Here is a 17,419-nt window from a genome sequence, read left to right on the forward strand (position 1 = left end):
TGACGTCGTGGCCGCTGGACTTGCCGTCAAAGCTTCACCAGCGTCCGCACATCCACCGGCAGGCCGGTCGCAAAGCTCTGGTTGGCCGCAATACCAGTGAGGATCGACAGGGCGCCGTCCCGGTGGTTGGCGCCATAGCCGGGCTTGGGCGTGGCATTGCCGAAGATTTCCTCGAGCATGATCTTGTCGCCGCCACCATGGCCGCCTTCGCCGGCCGGGACGTGGACTACCCGTGACTCCCCATGCAGTGGGAAGTGGTAGAGGTCGACGCCCTTGGCCGCGCCTTCGGCGGTCGAGGTCGAGCCGGCGTTGATGTAGGACGTTTCGCGCACCATCAATTCGAGCCGGCCCCCGGTGCCGTTGATGGCGACGTTGAAGCCTTCCCAGGGCGCGTAGGCATAGAGCGAATAGGTCATGACCGCCTTGTTGCGATAGCGGACCATCACATTCATCGTGTCTTCGATGGAGATGCCGTCGCCGAATACGTTCTGGTCGCGCTGGTAGCCGTCTTCTTTCTCGGCGTCCCAGTAAAGCCCCTTCTGCACCGGGTTGGCCGTGAGATCGATGGCGAACTTGTCGTCCCTGGCGGCATCGACGCCCGTGGTGCGGGTATAGGGGGTGAAGACGCCACGCTCTTCGGCATTGGCGCGGCCGTAGAACTTGAGGTCGCCCATGGCAAAGACCGTGTCGGGCTGTGACCCGAGCCAGAAATTGACGAGGTCGAAATGGTGGGTGGACTTGTGCACCATCAGGCCGCCTGAATTGCGCTTGTCGCGGTGCCAGCGGCGGAAATAATCGGCGCCATGGCGCGTATCGAGCAGCCATTCGAAATGCACCGAAGTGGGCGTGCCGATGGCGCCCTGGGCGATCAGCTCGCGCAACGCCGAATTGTGGGGCGCATAGCGGTAATTGAAGGTGACGCGCACCGATTTGCCCGTGCGCTCGACGGCGTCGAGGATGGCCTGGCATTTTTCGGGATCGGTAGTCATCGGCTTTTCGGTGATGACGTCGCAGCCCGCTTCCATGGCGGCGATGATGTATTTGTGGTGGGTGCGGTCGATCGAGGTGACGATGACCGTATCGGGTCGGGTGTCCGCCAGCATGGTGGCGAAGTCGCTAGCCTTGTAGGTGGGGACGGCCTGGCCCTTGAGTTCGCCCGAGATGACGCGGTTGGTGTAGTCCATGCGCACCTGGTTGGTGTCGCAGAGGGCGACGAGCCGCGAATGCTCGCGATGGGGGCCCAAAATGGCCTCGTAGAACATGCGCGCGCGACCCCCGGTCCCCACGATTGCGTAGGTCTTGGCCATTCGTCTTCTCCAGTATTCATGCAGCGGTCCGCCCATGGGTGGGCTTTGGCATGATCTACCATACAAGATTGCGAAGCGGCAGGGGTTGTTTTAGGTTTATGGGTGAGCGGCAGGCACGCTCCGATAGGCGCAGGCGACCGGCAGGCAGATTTCTGTGGAAGCCGAGCAATCAAGGGGCGCGGCGGACCCGCTTCGGGCACAAGGTCAGCGGGGGAATCAGGACAGGTGGCGGCAAGCGTGCTCGAGGCGAGTGAAGAGACCATGGCGCTGCGCGTCGTCGGCGCGCTGCGCGACGACATCGTCACCATGGCGCTCAAGCCGGGCGATGTGATTTCCGAGAGCGATATTGCCGGCCGCTACGGCGTGTCGCGTCAGCCGGTGCGCGAGGCTTTCATCCGCCTGGCGCAGCAGGGGCTGCTGCTGATCCGGCCCAAGCGCGCCACTGTGGTCAAGAAGATCTCGCCGGAGGGGGTGCGGCAATCGCGCTTTATCCGCGAAAGTATCGAGGTCGAGATCATTCGCCGGGTGGCGGCCAAGCCTGGGGCGGAAGCGGCAGGCGTGCTCGAGGAACTCATTGCCGAGCAGGAGACGGCCTCCGCGGCCAAGGACAGCCGCCGCTTCCATACGCTGGACGAGCTGTTCCACCGCACGCTGGCCCGGCTGGCCGGCGTTGAATATGCGTGGCAGCTGATCGACGACCACAAGATGCAGCTCGACCGCGTGCGCTACCTGACGCTGGGCGTATCATCGTCGCAGGTGGCGATCGGCGAGCACAAGATCATCGCGGCCGCAGTGGCAAACAGCGATGTGGCCGGAGCAGAAGCGGCCATGCGCGCTCACCTGGCCCGGGCCGAGTTGCTGTTGAGCCAGACGATCGCCGACTACCCGGATTATTTCGAATAGTCAGTTGGATGCCGGCCCGGCATCGTCGGGCTGCCAACCCGGTGGAGGTTCGGCTCCAATACACCCGGGACCTTCCGCCGCCGGCAGCGCGCTTTCGCCTGCCGCGAGAGTTGCGAAGCGCGCCATAACCGGACCCCAGCCGTTGGCGTAGAGACTGCGCACGAAATCGCCGCGCTCGCCCAGCCGCTCCCAATTGCGGTGTTCCAGGCGCAGTTCGGTGCCGGCGGGCACGGCGTGGAAGGTGACCTCGACTTCGGTGCTGGTGGCGGGCGTGAGGCCGGGATGCCAATCGAGCACCAGGCGGCTGGCCTCGTCGAGGTGGATGATGGTGCCCCAATGGGCTTCGGCGCCATCAGGGCCCTGTTCGGTGATGCGACCGCCGGGCCGCGGATCGATGCTGCAAGACAAGGACTTTTCGAGCCAGACCGAGCGCGTTTCAAGCGGCCACCATTCGGGCAGACGGCGGACAAAGAGATCGAAGGCCAGTGCCGGCGGCAGAGGGACGACGATGTTTCGGCGCAGCGGCTCGCTCAACTGAGCTTTCCTCCCTTGGCCCGTTCCTTGATCGCGGCGTGCTGGAAGGCGTCGAACACGTCGTCCCAGTAGCCTTCCAGATAAGTGCGCAGAATAGCCAGCCCCTTGAGGTCCACGGCATAGAAATTGTTGCGGCCGACCTTGCGGGCGCTGACGAGGCCCGCTTCGCTCAGCACACGCAGATGCTGGGAAATGGCGGGGCGGCTGACGCTATAGCCAGCAGCGATCTCGCCCACCGTACGCGGGCCGCTTCGCAGCGATTCCAGCACGCTGCGGCGCGTCGGATCGGTAATTGCATTCAATACGGTTTCGACCTGGCTCATGGGCATAGCGTAGCGGCTTTGCCCCATAACGGCAATCGAACCGGCTTGACGCGGAGTGATATTTCGTCATATCGGTAAGTAGTGACTTACCAATAGGAGGGCGACATGGCTAACCCAGTGATGCATTTCGAAGTGATTGCGCGGGATCGCGCCAAGCTGCGCGGCTTTTACGGCAAACTGTTCGGCTGGAGCGAACAGGACTATCCGGATGCCGAATATACGATCCTGCAATCGGGGGCCGGTATGGGCATCGACTTCGCCGTCGGCAGTACGATGAGCGGGCTGGCGACCGGGCCCACCATCTATGTCGCCGTGGACGACGTTGCGCAGATGCTGGCGGGGGTGCGCCAGGAAGCGGGCGTCAATGTGGTGCAGGAGCCCTATGAGATTCCCGGCATGGGGGAATTTGCGGTCTTCACCGACCCGGAAGGCAACCGCATCGGCCTCTGGAAGATGCCCGAGGCGCAGTAATGGAGCCCACGCACTATCTCTACCTGGCGCTGCCGCCGCGTCCGAGTTTCGTCATGGACGTGTCACCGGCCGAATATGAAACGCTGGGCCGGCACTTTGCCTATATGGACAAGCTCCAGGCGGAGGGAAAGCTGATGCTGACCGGTCCAACGCTGGACGGCGCCTATGGTATCGCCATCTTCAAGGTGACCGATGCAGCCGAGGCCCAGGCGCTGGCCCAAAACGATCCCGCGGTCATCGAAGGCCTGTTCCGGCCCAATATCCACCCCGTCAAGCTGGGCGCAATAACGCCCTGAGCCATCGACAATCCCGGTGACGTGGCGCGCCGACTTGCCTAAAAGGGCAGGGCGGCGCGCCGGCATTCGGACGTCTGGCGGAGGGTAAGCGATGAAGACGCGGCGTTTGGGCAAGACGGGATATGCGGTCAGCGAAATCGGGCTGGGCTGCTGGCAGCTGGGCGGGGATTTCGGGCCGGTTGGCGAAGAGACTGCCAATGCGATTCTGGACGCCGCCAATGCCGCAGGCGTCACCTTCTGGGATACGGCCGACGTCTATGGCGGGGGCCTCAGCGAAAGCCGGATCGGCGCGCATGCCAAGGCTGAAGGGGTGCATGTCGCCACCAAGCTGGGGCGGGGCAGCGGGCTGTTTCCCGACAATTATTCCAAAGACGGCATCCGGGCCAGCCTGGTGGGATCGGCACAGCGGTTGGGCGTCCAGACGCTCGACCTGGCGCAGATCCATTGCGTGCCCACGGCCGTGCTGCGCGATGGCGCGATCTTCCGCTGGATGGACGAGCTCCGGGACGAGGGACTGGTGCGCCACTGGGGCGCCAGCGTCGAAACCATCGAAGAGGGCCTGTTGTGCCTCGAGCAGCCGGGCTGCGCGACGCTGCAGATCATCTTCAACCTGTTCCGGCAGGATGCGGCAACGGCACTGTTGCCCAAGGCGGCGGAGCGCGATGTCGGCATCATCGTGCGTTTGCCGCTGGCGAGCGGGTTGTTGAGCGGCAAGTTCGACAAGACGACGCGTTTCGATCCCAGCGACCACCGCAACTACAATGCCGATGGCAAGGCTTTCTCGGTGGGCGAGACTTTCTCGGGCATTCCGTTCGAGCGCGGGGTGGAGCTGGCTGCCGAGCTAAAGGGGCTGGCGCCCGAAGCCATGCCAATGAGCCAGTTCGCCTTGCGCTGGATCCTCGATCACCCGCAGGTCTCCACCGTCATCGCCGGCGTCAGCAAGCCGGAACAACTGGCGGACAATGTCGCGGCCACCGAGCAGAAGAGCCTGTTCCCGGCGCTGATGGGACGGCTCAGCGAATGGTATGAAAAGGACGTGAAGCCGGCGATCCGCGGCGGAGTGTGACGGTAGCCTGCTGCAACCGTACGCCCGAGGGTACGATCTGCGGATCGCCGCGTGCCGGGCGTCTCAACCACTCGTGACGCCTCTAGCGCATCCCCGCGGGCATCCCTACGTTGTGGGTCAACAACAAGAACCGGCCCCCGAGAATATCATGTCCCACCATGCTGCCTTCGAACTCATCCGTGACGAGCATATCGCGGAGGTGAACAGTCAGGCGCAGCTGTTCCGGCACATCAAGACCGGGGCCGAAGTGCTCAGTCTCGTCAACGACGACGAGAACAAGGTGTTCGGCATCACCTTCAAGACGCCGCCGGAGGATTCGACCGGCATCGCGCATATTCTGGAACATTCCGTGCTGTGCGGTTCGCGGAAATATCCGGTCAAAAAGCCGTTCGTGGAGCTGATCAAGGGATCACTCAACACGTTCCTCAATGCCATGACCTTTCCGGACAAGACGGCCTATCCGGTGGCGTCGCAGAACCTCAAGGACTTCTATAACCTGGTCGATGTCTATCTGGATGCGGTGTTCTTCCCGCTGATCACGGAGGACACGTTCCGGCAGGAAGGCTGGCACTACGAGCTCGAGGATACGAGCTCGCCGCTGGTCTACAAGGGCGTGGTGTTCAACGAGATGAAGGGCGTGTTCCAGTCGCCCGACGCCGTGATGCGCGACATCGCGCAGCGCTCGCTCTACCCCGACACGACCTATGGCATCACTTCGGGCGGCGATCCCAAATCCATCCCCGACCTGACTTACCAGCAGTTCAAGGCGTTTCATCAGACCTACTACCACCCGTCCAACACGCGGGCGTTCTTCTCGGGCGATGACGATGCGGGCGCGCGGCTCGATATCCTCGACGCCTATTTCTCGCAGTTCGAGCGGGCGCCTGTCGACGCCGAGGTGAAGCTGCAACCGCGCTTCAATGCGCCGCGGCAGATCGTGGCAACCTATGCGGGAACCAAGGACGAGGGCAAGTCGCGGGACGGCATGGTGTCGGTCAACTGGATGATCGACCCGCCGGCCGACCGGACGGAGGCGCTTAGCCATGGCATGCTCAGCTACCTGCTGGCCGGCAACCCGGCGGCGCCGCTGCGCAAGGCGCTGACAGAATCGGGCCTTGGCGAGGGCATGACCGGCGGTGGCATCGGCAGCGGGTTGCGTCAGCCGATGGCGAGCTTCGGCATGAAGGGAATCGACCCCGCCGATGCCGAAAAAATCGAGGCGCTGATCCTGTCGACGCTGGGCGAGATTGCCGACAAGGGCTTTGCGCCCGAGCAGCTGGAAGCGGCGGCCAATACGTTTGAATTCTCGCTGCGCGAAAACAATACCGGCTCCTATCCGCGGGGCATGGTCTACATGTTCAATGCGCTGGGCAGCTGGCTGCATGGCGGCGATCCACTGGCGCAGTTGCACTTCGAAGACGCGCTGACCGCACTCAAGGACAAGGCCGCCAAGGGGCATTTCGCCAACGAAATCCGCCGGCTGTTCCTTGACAATACCCATCGTACGACGGTGACGCTGAGCGCCGATCCGGAACAAGGCGCCCGTGAGGCGGCCCGGGAGGCCGAAATCCTGGCCGGCGTCCGCGCCGGAATGGACGACGGCGCGCTGCAAGCCACGGTGGCCGAGACCGGGAAGCTCAAGGCTTTGCAGGAGAGCGTCGACGACCCGGCGCTGGTGGCCAAGATACCGACGCTGGGCCTGGACGACCTGCCGCGCGAGACGCGCAAGGTGCCGATCAAGATCGGTAATCTGGGTGAGGCGCGGCTGTTCTACCACGACCTGCCGACACTGGGCATCGTCTACCTCGATCTCGGCTTCGATTTGCATGTGCTCGACAAGGCGCTGCTGCCCTATCTGCCGCTGTTCGGGCGGGCGCTGCTGCAGACCGGTACGAGCAAGGAAGATTTCGTATCGCTGACCCAGCGCATCGGCCGGTCGACGGGCGGCATTGCGCAGCATCGCGGCCTGTCGGCGCGGCAGGGGAGCGACGGCAGTGCGGCCTGGTTCTTCCTTTCGGGCAAGGCGGTGCCGGACAAGCTCGAAGAAATGCTCGCCATCATGGGCGACGTGCTGCTCGATGCGCGGCTGGATAACCGCGAGCGCTTCAAACAGATGGCGCTTGAGGAAAAGGCCGGTTTCGAGGCGCGGCTCGTGCCATCGGGCAATGCGATCGTCGATACGCGGCTTAAATCGGGACTGACGGAGGCGAGCTGGATCGCCGAACAGCTGGGTGGAGTGAGCTATCTGAGCTTCCTGCGCGAGCTGGTGAAGCGGATCGACAGCGACTGGTCCAGCGTCGAAGCGGCGCTCATGCGCATTCGGGACACGCTGTTCAATCGCGGCCGCATGGTCGTCAACGTGACGACCGATGGCGCGCTGTGGGACCGGGCCAGGAGCGAGATCGAGCGGTTTATGGGGCGGCTGCCCAATGGCGACTTCGCCTTTGCCGACTGGGCGATCGACTACCAGCCCAAATCGGAAGGGCTGATCATTCCGGCGCAGGTCAATTATGTGGGCAAGGGCGCCAACCTGCGCTCGCTCGGCTTCGAAATGACCGGGGCCTCGTCGGTAGTGCTGAAATTCCTCAACACCACCTATCTCTGGGACAAGGTGCGCGTGCAGGGCGGGGCCTATGGCGGATCGAGCCGGTTCGACCTGACCTCGGGCAATTTCAGTTTTCTCAGCTATCGCGACCCCAATCTCCTGGGCACGATCGACGCCTATGACGGGGCCAGCAAGGCGCTCAAGGCCGATATCGGCGAGAGCGACCTGACACGCTCGATCATCGGGGTGATCGGTGATGTGGATGGCTATGAGTTCCCCGACGCCAAGGGCTATTCGTCGATGTGGCGGCAACTGACCGGCACGACCGACGCGATCCGCCAGCAGCGGCGCGACGAGATCCTGGGAACCACGATCGCCGATTTCCGGCGCATGGCCGAGGCGGTTGAAGCGGTGGCCCGGCATGGGCATGTGGTGGTGCTGGGTGGCGAGGCGGCGATCTCGGCCGCCAACGACAAGCGGCCAGGCCTGCTTGCGGTGACCAAGGTGATGTGAGGAGAATTCTTCTCCCCATCGGGGAGAAGTCGGCGCGCAGCGCCGGATGAGGGGGCGCTGTGGTTCGCTCAGGGCGCTTTTGGTGCCCGGAGAATCCCCCTCACCGACCCGGCTGCGCCGGGCCACCTCTCCCCGATGGGGAGAGGAAAAGGCACCTCAAGCCGTCTTGTCGACCATCGCCCCTGCTTCGCTCGATCCCTGCAGCGCTTCCATCATCCGGCGCTTGATTTCATCCTCCACGGCCTGCCGCTCTTCCGGCTTCATTGCGGCGAGGTCGCTTTCGCTGACCTTCATGTCTTCCAGAATTTTGTCACGCAGGCGCTCGAGGGGCGACTTGCGGGCGATTTCGAGGAATTCTTCTTCGGCAGACTTCTTGAGCGGGGCAGGGTTGCCGACCTTGCTGCTCAGCGGGTCGCCGAGCGGGAAAGACCGCATGCTGGAAATGACGGATAGAGCCATGTGACGCCTCGTTGACTGTGCCCGGAACCATCCAAGTTTCGTGCCATTGGCAAAGCTGAATCGCCCCAAGGACTTGCGCCGCTGCTGCCAGGCGCTGACGCTGCCCACAGGCAGAAAATGCCAGGCAGGAACTGCCCCGTGCCGGGCGCGTTGCTTGTTCCACGAGGAGTGATCGGCATGACTGACACGGAGGAGGGGGCGCTCGGAAAGCTGGTCGGCAAGGTCGAGCAGCGCGTCGAAGACGGTCAGTGCATTTCCGTGGGCATGATCCGCGAGGTTGCGGGCCAGCGTGCCGCCGGGCCGATGCTGATGTTTCCAGCGCTGGTGATGATGTCGCCTGCCAGCATCATTCCCGGCGTGCCCACACTGGTGGGCATCAGCACGGTGCTGATTGCCGGGCAGATCGCGCTGGGCCGGGAGCAGCTATGGCTGCCCAAGTGGCTGTCGCGGCGGCGGCTGCCGGACAAGTATGGCGACAAGCTGGTCAAGTTTCTCAAGCCCGTCAGCGAGAAGGTCGATGCCGTGGCCAAGCCGCGCTGGCAGGGTCTGATCGATGGGCCGCTGCGGCGCGTCGGCGCCGGCCTCTGCGTTTTGGTGGGTATGATCATGCCGGTGCTCGAGGTCATCCCGTTCACCTCGACATGGGCGGGCGCGATTGTCGCGACCTATGGCCTGGCCATCACGGCGCGTGACGGGTTGCTGGCGGTCGTCTGGATCGGGCTGGTCGCAGCGGTCCTTTGCGTGGCTGGGCTGGTGCTGGCCTGATGAAATCGGCTGTTCCATGCCACTTATCCCCGTGCTCACTGGCCGGCCTATTCTAGTGTCACTGCCCCGTCAGAGCGCGGTCATGACGAGTGATGAGCGGGGCAGCAGTCGGGGATGAGGGGTCGCCCTCACCGCGCGGGGGAAACCCGGCAGCTACGCTTGCGACACAGCGTGCCTGACCCGAACCCGCGAAAAGTCCCGGCGTGACGGCGAGGCTCTGGCCTCATTTCTTTATCTATCCAATCCGGGGCCGCGGCCTCGCCGTCACCGCTTGTCCGTAACCGCATTGGAGGCGGCGCTTCGGCACGTCTGCTTGACACGTCCTGACGGCAAGTGCGCTAGAGTGAACCGCGACCTGCCACGTTGCGTTGAAAGACTCCATGGCCAGCCAGATCCTCGACCGAAAACTCCATATCAGGGCGATCGACGCCTATATCGACCCAGCGATCCCCCGGGCGCGGGCGATCATCACCCACGGTCATGCTGATCACGCCCGCAGCGGGCATGGCGCCGTGCTGGCGACGCCGGACACCATCGCCATCATGAAGGTGCGCTATGGCGAGGATTGCGCCGGCAAGTTCGAGCCGCTGGACTTCGGTGTGCCGCTCCAGATCGACGACGTGACAATCACCTTCCATCCGGCCGGGCATGTGCTCGGTTCGGCGCAGGTGCTGGTGGAGAAGGATGGACAGCGCGTGGTCGTCACCGGGGACTACAAGCGCCTGCCGGACCGGACGTCGCAGCCCTATGAGCTGGTCGAATGCGACCTCTTGGTCACCGAGGCGACGTTCGGGCTGCCGGTATTCCAGCACCCCCATCCGCGCCACGAAATCGCGCGGCTGCTGAAGTCGGTGGCGGACCAGCCCGAGCGCTGCCACATGGTGGGGTGCTATGCGCTGGGCAAGGCGCAGCGGGTGATTGGCCTCCTGCGCGACGCTGGGTGGGACCAACCGATTTACCTCCATGGTGCAATGATCCGGCTGTGCGAACTCTACCAGGAACTGGGTGTCGACCTGGGCGAGCTGATCCCGGCGACGGGCATGCCCAAGGGTGCCATGGCCGGGCAGATCGTCATCGCGCCGCCATCGGCGATCCGCGATCGCTGGAGCCGGCGTTTTCCCGATCCGGTGGTGTGCCAGGCCTCGGGCTGGATGAGCGTCAAGCAGCGGGCGCGGCAGGCATTGGTGGAATTGCCGCTGGTGATTTCGGACCATTGCGACTGGGGCGAACTGCAGCAGACCATACGCGACACGCAGGCGGAGACAGTGTGGGTTACGCATGGGCGCGAGGATGCGCTGGTCTATTGGTGCCGCCAGCAGGGGCTCAATGCCGAGCCGCTCAACATCCATGGCTTCGAAGACGATGGCGGGGAGGGCGCGGGGGAATGAAGCGCTTCGCCCAATTGCTCGAACTTCTGGCGCTCACGCCGTCGCGCACGCGCAAGCTGAGCGCGCTGACGCAGTATTTCCGCGAGGTGCCCGACCCAGACCGCGGCTATGCGCTGGCGGTGCTGACGGGCGCGCTGACGTTTCGCAATGTGAAGCCGGCTCTGCTCAAGGACATCGTGCTGCGCGAGGTCGATCCGACGCTGTTCGCCATGAGCTACGACTATGTCGGCGATCTGGGCGAGACCATCGCGCTGATCTGGCCGCATCACGGGGCGGATGGGGACCTGCCGTCTCTCACCGACCTCATCGAGCTGTTCAACACGACCAGCAAGAACGAGTTGCCCAGGCTGATTGCGGCTTTGCTGACGCAGGCCGATATCAACGAGCGCTGGGCGGTGGTGAAGCTGGCGACGGGGGCATTGCGCATCGGGGTCTCGGCGCGGCTGGCCAAAACGGCGCTGAGCGAAATGAGCGGCGTCGACGTGCAGGAGATCGAGGAAGTGTGGCACGGGCTCAAGGTGCCCTATACCGACCTCTTCGCCTGGCTAGACGGCAAGGCGCCGCGGCCCGATATCGACCAGTCGGCGCGGTTCCATCCGCTGATGCTGAGCAACCCGATCGACGAGGAAAAGGACCTGGCCAAGCTCGACCCCAAGGATTTCTCGGCCGAGTGGAAGTGGGACGGCATTCGCGTGCAACTGGTACTGGGGGGCGGGACGGTGTCGCTGTTCTCGCGGACGGGCGACGACATCGCCAATTCCTTCCCCGACATCGTCGAGAATGTGCATGGGCGGGCGGTCCTGGACGGGGAATTGCTGGTCGGCAAGGATTTTGAGCCAGGCAGCTTCAACGAGCTGCAGCAGCGGCTCAACAAAAAGGTGGCGTCGGCCAAGCATCTCAAGGACAGCCCGGCCTTCATCCGCGTCTATGACATGCTGTTCGATGGGCGCGAGGATATCCGCACGTTGAGCTGGACCGAGCGGCGCGCCCGGCTCGAAGCCTGGTTTGCGGCCAATCCGCAGACACGGCTCGACCTTTCCGAGGTGCTGCCGTTCGGCGACTGGGACGACCTGGCCGCGCAGCGGCGGCAAGGCGCCGACGAGCATGGGCATGAAGGGGTGATGATCAAGCTCAGAAGCTCGCCCTATGTGCCGGGGCGGCCCAAGGGGTACTGGTTCAAGTGGAAGCGCGATCCCAACGTGGTCGACGCCGTGCTGATGTATGCGCAGCGGGGGCATGGCAAACGCAGTTCGTTCTATTCGGACTATACGTTCGGCGTGTGGAAGGGGAACGAGATCGTCCCTGTCGGTAAGGCCTATTTCGGCTTTACCGACGAGGAACTGAAACAGCTCGACAAGTGGATCCGGGCCAATACGCTGCAGGCCTTCGGGCCGGTGCGCGAGGTGCGCAAGGAACTGGTGTTCGAGGTGGCGTTCGACTCGGCGCAGGAGTCGACGCGGCACAAGTCGGGCGTGGCGCTGCGCTTTCCGCGCATCAGCCGCATCCGCTGGGACAAGCCGGCGAGCGAAGCGGCGACGCTGGAGGATATGATGGTGTTTGTGGGGGCGACTTAGATGTCATCGCGATCGATCAACGAGAAGCTGGTGGCGCTGGCCAAGCAGATGGAAGCGGCCGCCGAGGCAATGGACTTCGAGGAAGCGACGCGTCTTCGCAACGAAATTGCAAGGATCAAGGGCGAGGCGCCGGTGGCGCCGGGCGATCCCGATACGGTGACCGTGGGCCAGCCGCCGCCGGGGGCCATGGGGCTGGGCACGCAGGTGCCGGTGCGGCAACCGCCCAAAGGCTGGGTCAAGCCGAAGAAGCCGGATTTGATGACGAAGAATATCAAGCCGCGCGGCGGGCGTTAGGGCTAGCCCGCCTTCTCCAGCCGCTCGTCGGCCAGCTTCTTGATTTCCTTGAGTTCGGAAATGGTCGTCTGCAGATCCTGGAGTTGCGCCTCCAGCGAGACCAGGCGCTCGTCGATCTTGGCGGTGAGCAACTGGACCTGCTGGCTGCGGTTGGCGTCGTAGAGGCTGAGATAGTCGGAGATGTCGCGCAGCGAAAAGCCCAGGCGCTTGCCGCGCAGGATGAGGATCAACCGGGCGCGGTCGCGGCGGCGAAAGATGCGGGTGGCGCCGACGCGTTCGGGGGCGAGCAGGCCCTTGGCTTCGTAGAAGCGGATGGCGCGGGTCGAGATGCCGAACTCCTTGGCGAGATCGGCAATGGCGAACAGGTCGCGGTTTTCGGGGACGGAGCGGTTCACTTTTTGGCTCGTGTCTGGGCGTATTCCTCGCGCAGCTCTTTCTTGGAGAGCTTGCCGATGAGCGTTTTGGGAAGGGCGTCCTTGAAGATGATCTGCTTGGGCATCTCGATCTTGTTGAGGCGCTCGGAGAGATACTTCTTGAGGGCTTCCTCACCGATGGTGTGGCCGGCCTTGAGCTTGACGAAGGCGACCGGCGCTTCGCCGCGATACTCGTCCGGCACGCCGATGACGTTGGTTTCCTCGACGGCCTCATGGGCCATCAGCGCCTCCTCGATGACGCGGGGATAGACGTTGAAGCCCGAGCAGATGATGAGGTCCTTGATGCGATCGACCAGGAAGACGTAGCCGTCCTCGTCCATGTGCCCGACGTCGCCGGTGCGCAGCCAGCCATCCATGAAGGCGTCGCGGCTGGCTTCCTCGTTGCCGTAGTAGCCGGACATGACCTGCGGCCCCTTGACCTGGAGTTCGCCATTCTCGCCGATGCCGACCGGCTTGCCGGTGTCGATATCGACAAAGCGGATATCGGTGCCGGGGAGGGGCAGGCCGATGGACATGGGCTTGCTTGGCACGCGCAGGGCGGCGCAGCAGACCACCGGGGACGCCTCGGTGAGGCCATAGCCTTCGGCGAGAATGGCCTTGGACTTCTTGCCGAAATCGGCCCGGATCTCGTCGGAAAGGGCGGCGCCGCCTGATATCGCCACCTCCAGGCTCGCCAGCTGTGCGGTATCCACGCTGTCGGCGCGGGCAATGGCATTGAGCAGGGTCGGCACGGCGGGCAGGACATTGGCGCGGGTGCGCGCGAAGATGTTGAGCAGCGCCTTGAGCTCGAAGCGCGGCAGCATGACGACCTGCGTGCCGTTGCAGAGCGGCACGTTCATGCAGACCGTCATGGCGAAGATGTGAAAGAAGGGCAGGACGGCGACGACCTTGGAGGGTGGGTAGAACAGGCCACAACCCCATTTGTCGATCTGGCTCATATTGGCCGCGATATTGGCGTGGCTGAGGAGGGCTCCCTTGGGCACGCCCGTGGTGCCGCCAGTATACTGCTGCACCGCGATGTCGTTGTGCGGATCGATCACCACGGCGTCGGGCGTTTCGTTGCGGGCGATCATGGCGCTGAAATGGGCGACGCGGTCGGCGATGGGGGAGGCGCTAAGCCTGGCCAGGTCCTTGCGCTTGGCGAGCGAGAACAGCACCTTCTTGACCAGCGGCAGCGCGTCGGGGAAGTGGCAGACCACCAGCGACTTGACGTGGCCGGCCTCGACCAGCTTCTCGGCCTTTTCGTAGATCTGCTGCAGGTCAAGCGTGATCATCACATCGGCGCCGGCATTGGCGGTGATGTGGCTGAGCTCGTGGACCGTATAGAGCGGATTGCAGTTGACCACCGTGCCGCCGGCGCGGAGCACGCCGTAATAGGCGATGGGGTAGAATGGCGTGTTGGGCAGCATCAGCGCGACGCGGCTACCCTTCTTGACACCGAACTGATGCTGCAGCGCGCCGGCAAAGGCGATGATCTTCTTGGCCAGGTCACCGAAACTGGTGGTGTGTCCCAGGAAATCCAGCGCGACGGCGGAAGGGTTGCGGGCGCAGGCGGCCAGGACCTGTTCATGCACCGGGCGGGTGTCGATCTGGACGTCCCAGACAATGCCGTCCGGATAAGAAGCGATCCAGGGACGAAGCGGCGCGTCGGTGTCTAGCGTAGCCATGGTTTCCTCCGGTCGCCACTTGTCGGCGCGTGGGCTTGGCGCCCATCAGGGTGACGAATATTTCATGGCTTTACGTTAGCGTCAAATAGATGCCCGAACTTTGGGAGAGGTTCGGAGTTGACGTGAGGGGCAGGCTAACAGTGAACGTAAACGGCGCTTGGTTGACGTATACGTAAACCTTGCTAGACTGCCTCAACAACAAGGGTGCTCCGCGCTATGATCCCGGCGCGGCAGGCCCAGTGACCAAGCCGGACGATTCGGCGATCGGTCTGACGTTCAGGGATTGGTCGCGCGTTGAGCGCGACACCATGGAGGGCATGCCGTGACCTTTGCGCTTATCGCGATCAGCCTCATCGTCTTCGCCACGCTCGCCATGCGGGAAAGCCCGCTCTGGCAATGGGGCGTGGCGTTCCTGGGCATCGGGCTGCTTTCGGGGCTCGATTTTCCGGCGACCGGTATCAGCTACGGGCTGGGTGCGGGCAGCTGGGTGCTGCTGGCGATCGGTGTGCTGCTGCTGGTTCTCAGCGTCGAGGCAATCCGTAAGCCGCTGCTGATCACGCCCATCTATGGCGCCGTCAAATCCATCTTGCCCAAGGTGAGCCGGACCGAACAGGAAGCGCTCGATGCCGGCACGGTCGGCTGGGATGCCGAACTGTTTTCCGGCCGGCCGGACTGGAGCAAACTCAATGCCATCCGTCCGCTGACCCTCACCGCCGAAGAGCAGTCATTCCTCGACAACGAGACCGAGACGGTCTGCTCGATGATCGACGACTGGGACATCCGCAACAACCGCGCCGACCTCAGCCCTGAAGTTTGGCAGTATCTCAAGGACAAAGGGTTCCTCGGCATGCTGATCGCCAAGGAGCATGGCGGCCTGGGCTTTGGCGCGCAGGCGCAATCAATGATCGTCTCCAAGATCGCCAGCCGGTCTGTCGCAGCAGGCATCACGGTCATGGTGCCCAACTCGCTCGGGCCCGGAGAATTGCTGGAAAAGTACGGCACGGAGAGTCAAAAAGAAAAGTATCTCGGGCGCCTGGCCAAGGGCCTCGAAGTGCCCTGCTTTGCGCTGACGGGCGTCCATTCCGGCTCGGATGCTGGCGGCATGCGGGACTATGGCACGGTCACCAAGGGCATGTACCAGGGCAAGGAAGTGCTGGGCGTCCGCCTGAGCTTTGACAAGCGCTACATTACGCTGGCGCCGATCGCGACGCTGGTGGGTCTGGCCTTCATCCTCGAGGATCCGGACAATCATCTCGGCCGTGGCAAGGATATCGGCATCACCCTGGCGCTGGTGCCGCATGACCATCCGGGCGTCGATATCGGGCGGCGGCATTTCCCGGCGCGCCAGGCGTTCATGAACGGGCCAGTGCGCGGCAAGGACGTCTTCATCCCGATGGATTTCCTTATCGGGGGCATCGACTATGCCGGCCAGGGCTGGCGCATGCTGATGGAATGCCTGTCGACCGGGCGCGCCATTTCGCTGCCGGCCATCGGCTCGATCTCGATCAAGCAGACACTCCGCACGACCTCGGCCTATGCCCGCGTGCGGCGGCAATTCGGCATTCCGGTCGGCATCATGGAAGGCGTGGCGGAGCCGCTCGGCGAGATGGTCAAGCGCGCCTACACCTTCGAGGCGTCGCGGCGGCTGACGGCGTCGATGGTCGATGAAGGGCAGCGGCCGGCGGTGATCTCGGCGCTGCTCAAATATCGCACAACGGAGGCCATGCGCGAGAGCATGGACAATGCTTTCGACATCCATGGCGGCCGCGCCATCCAGGACGGACCGAGCAACTATCTGTTCGGTGCCTACATGGCCCTGCCAGTCGCCATCACCGTCGAGGGCGCCAATATTCTGACGCGCACGCTAATGACGTTTGCGCAGGGCGTGCTGCGCGCGCACCCCTTCCTTTACAAGGAAATCGAGGCGGCGCAGAACAAGGACCGCAAGACGGGGCTCGACCAGTTCGACAGCGCCTTTGGTGGCCATACCAAGTTCATGCTGCGCAATATTGCGGCGAGCTTCCTGCACGGCCTTTCCAATGGCGCGTTTGCTTCAACGCCCAACCAGGGGCCGATGGCGGGCTGGTATCGCAGGCTCCATCGGTACTCGCAGGACTTCGCGTTGGTCGCCGATTGGACCACCGTGTTCCTAGGCGGCCAGCTCAAGCGCAAGCAGAAGATCTCGGGCCGCATGGCCGATATCCTGTCCGACCTTTACCTGATGTCGGCCGTGCTGCGCCGCTTCGAGGACGAGGGCCGCATTGCCGAGGACAAGCCGCTGGTCGACGCGATCATGGAAGACCTCATCGCGTCGATCGAAAAGAGCCTTGGCGAGGTGTTTGCGAACTTCCCCAATGGGCTGTTTGCCCGGGCTATGCGCGTACTGTGCTTCCCGCTGGGGCGGCACGCCAAGCGGGCCAGCGACCGGGTAAACTATCGCTTCGTGCGGGCCGTGCTGCGGCCCGGTGAATTCCGCGACCGGCTGACCACAGGCGCCTATGTGTCGATGGATCCCAACGACATCACAGGCGTGCTCGAAGACGCGTTCATCAAGGTCACCGAGGCTGAGGAGATCGAGGCCAGGTTCGTCAAGGCCGCCCGCAAGGGCGTGATCGAGCGGCGGCTGGATCGAGACGCGATCGACGACGCGGTGGCGGCGGGTGTGCTCAACGGCAACGAAGCCGGCATTATGCGCGCGGCGGACGAAGCCACCAACCGGGTGGTGAAGGTGGATGATTTCGCGCCGGATGAACTGGTTGCACCCGCCAAGCATCGGGTGGCGGCGGAGTAGTAAACGCAGCAGGTTGGACCTGCGTCTCCCTCCCCCTTGTGGGGAGGGACCAAGGGTGGGGTTCTCTCCGCAGACGCGGTGCCAGGATA

General features: G+C 63.9%; 16 protein-coding genes. 10 read left to right on the top strand and 6 right to left on the bottom strand.

The genetic code is table 11. From position 1 onward, the window contains the following. Positions 1–26: 26 nt before the first annotated feature. Complete coding sequence (locus JI749_RS05355) at positions 27–1,307, bottom strand: Gfo/Idh/MocA family oxidoreductase (RefSeq protein ID WP_201660325.1); 1,281 nt, start codon at positions 1,305–1,307, stop codon at positions 27–29. 261 nt (positions 1,308–1,568) lie between these two features. Between JI749_RS05355 and JI749_RS05360 the strand changes: the two genes are divergently transcribed. Beyond that, positions 1,569–2,210 (top strand): GntR family transcriptional regulator, encoded by a 642-nt coding sequence (locus JI749_RS05360; protein WP_201660328.1) that lies wholly within the window; start codon positions 1,569–1,571, stop codon positions 2,208–2,210. On the opposite strand, the gene JI749_RS05365 is transcribed toward JI749_RS05360, so the two are convergent. Both JI749_RS05365 and JI749_RS05370 read right to left on the bottom strand, forming a co-directional pair. After that, complete coding sequence (locus JI749_RS05365; RefSeq protein WP_201660343.1) at positions 2,211–2,744, bottom strand: SRPBCC domain-containing protein; 534 nt, start codon at positions 2,742–2,744, stop codon at positions 2,211–2,213. Next, on the bottom strand, positions 2,741–3,067 hold the full coding sequence (locus JI749_RS05370; RefSeq protein ID WP_201660346.1) for an ArsR/SmtB family transcription factor: 327 nt from the start codon (positions 3,065–3,067) through the stop codon (positions 2,741–2,743). Before JI749_RS05370 ends, JI749_RS05365 begins: the two co-directional genes overlap by 4 nt. 105 nt (positions 3,068–3,172) lie before the next feature. Between JI749_RS05370 and JI749_RS05375 the strand changes: the two genes are divergently transcribed. The 4 genes from JI749_RS05375 (at position 3,173) to JI749_RS05390 (ending at position 7,958) form a co-directional block, all read left to right on the top strand. Further along, positions 3,173–3,538 (top strand): VOC family protein, encoded by a 366-nt coding sequence (locus JI749_RS05375; RefSeq protein ID WP_201660349.1) that lies wholly within the window; start codon positions 3,173–3,175, stop codon positions 3,536–3,538. After that, positions 3,538–3,834 carry a YciI family protein gene (locus JI749_RS05380; RefSeq protein ID WP_201660352.1) on the top strand — a complete coding sequence of 99 codons (297 nt, stop codon included), beginning with the start codon at positions 3,538–3,540 and terminating at the stop codon, positions 3,832–3,834. The genes JI749_RS05375 and JI749_RS05380 overlap by 1 nt, the downstream gene beginning before the upstream one ends. A gap of 91 nt (positions 3,835–3,925) precedes the next feature. Next, positions 3,926–4,900, top strand: a complete 975-nt coding sequence (locus JI749_RS05385) for an aldo/keto reductase (RefSeq protein ID WP_201660355.1) — start codon at positions 3,926–3,928, stop codon at positions 4,898–4,900. Between the two features lie 148 nt (positions 4,901–5,048). Next, positions 5,049–7,958: an insulinase family protein gene (locus tag JI749_RS05390; protein WP_201660358.1), complete on the top strand. Its 2,910-nt coding sequence runs from the start codon at positions 5,049–5,051 to the stop codon at positions 7,956–7,958. Positions 7,959–8,114: 156 nt separating this feature from the next. Here the strand turns inward: JI749_RS05390 and JI749_RS05395 are convergent, their stop codons facing one another. Then, positions 8,115–8,417 (bottom strand): hypothetical protein, encoded by a 303-nt coding sequence (locus JI749_RS05395; RefSeq protein WP_201660361.1) that lies wholly within the window; start codon positions 8,415–8,417, stop codon positions 8,115–8,117. A gap of 177 nt (positions 8,418–8,594) precedes the next feature. Between JI749_RS05395 and JI749_RS05400 the strand changes: the two genes are divergently transcribed. The 4 genes from JI749_RS05400 (at position 8,595) to JI749_RS05415 (ending at position 12,438) form a co-directional block, all read left to right on the top strand. Beyond that, positions 8,595–9,182 (top strand): exopolysaccharide biosynthesis protein, encoded by a 588-nt coding sequence (locus tag JI749_RS05400; RefSeq protein WP_201660366.1) that lies wholly within the window; start codon positions 8,595–8,597, stop codon positions 9,180–9,182. A gap of 380 nt (positions 9,183–9,562) precedes the next feature. Then, on the top strand, positions 9,563–10,570 hold the full coding sequence (locus JI749_RS05405) for a ligase-associated DNA damage response exonuclease (RefSeq protein ID WP_201660369.1): 1,008 nt from the start codon (positions 9,563–9,565) through the stop codon (positions 10,568–10,570). Further along, complete coding sequence (locus JI749_RS05410; protein WP_201660372.1) at positions 10,567–12,144, top strand: cisplatin damage response ATP-dependent DNA ligase; 1,578 nt, start codon at positions 10,567–10,569, stop codon at positions 12,142–12,144. Before JI749_RS05405 ends, JI749_RS05410 begins: the two co-directional genes overlap by 4 nt. Beyond that, positions 12,145–12,438, top strand: a complete 294-nt coding sequence (locus tag JI749_RS05415; RefSeq protein ID WP_201660375.1) for a UvrB/UvrC motif-containing protein — start codon at positions 12,145–12,147, stop codon at positions 12,436–12,438. It abuts the gene before it with no gap. Between the two features lie 2 nt (positions 12,439–12,440). Here the strand turns inward: JI749_RS05415 and JI749_RS05420 are convergent, their stop codons facing one another. Together JI749_RS05420 and JI749_RS05425 are read right to left on the bottom strand one after the other, a co-directional pair. Then, complete coding sequence (locus tag JI749_RS05420) at positions 12,441–12,833, bottom strand: MerR family DNA-binding protein (protein ID WP_201660378.1); 393 nt, start codon at positions 12,831–12,833, stop codon at positions 12,441–12,443. Beyond that, a complete protein-coding gene (locus tag JI749_RS05425; protein ID WP_201660381.1) occupies positions 12,830–14,539 on the bottom strand; it encodes a long-chain-fatty-acid--CoA ligase in 1,710 nt (569 codons plus the stop codon). The genes JI749_RS05420 and JI749_RS05425 overlap by 4 nt, the downstream gene beginning before the upstream one ends. 322 nt (positions 14,540–14,861) lie before the next feature. On the opposite strand from JI749_RS05425, the gene JI749_RS05430 reads away from it, so the two are divergent. Beyond that, positions 14,862–17,330, top strand: coding sequence for an acyl-CoA dehydrogenase (locus JI749_RS05430; protein WP_201660384.1), 2,469 nt, complete (start codon positions 14,862–14,864; stop codon positions 17,328–17,330). Positions 17,331–17,419: the final 89 nt, after the last annotated feature.

The organism is Devosia oryziradicis (genome assembly GCF_016698645.1).
Taxonomy (GTDB): Bacteria; Pseudomonadota; Alphaproteobacteria; order Rhizobiales; family Devosiaceae; genus Devosia; species Devosia oryziradicis.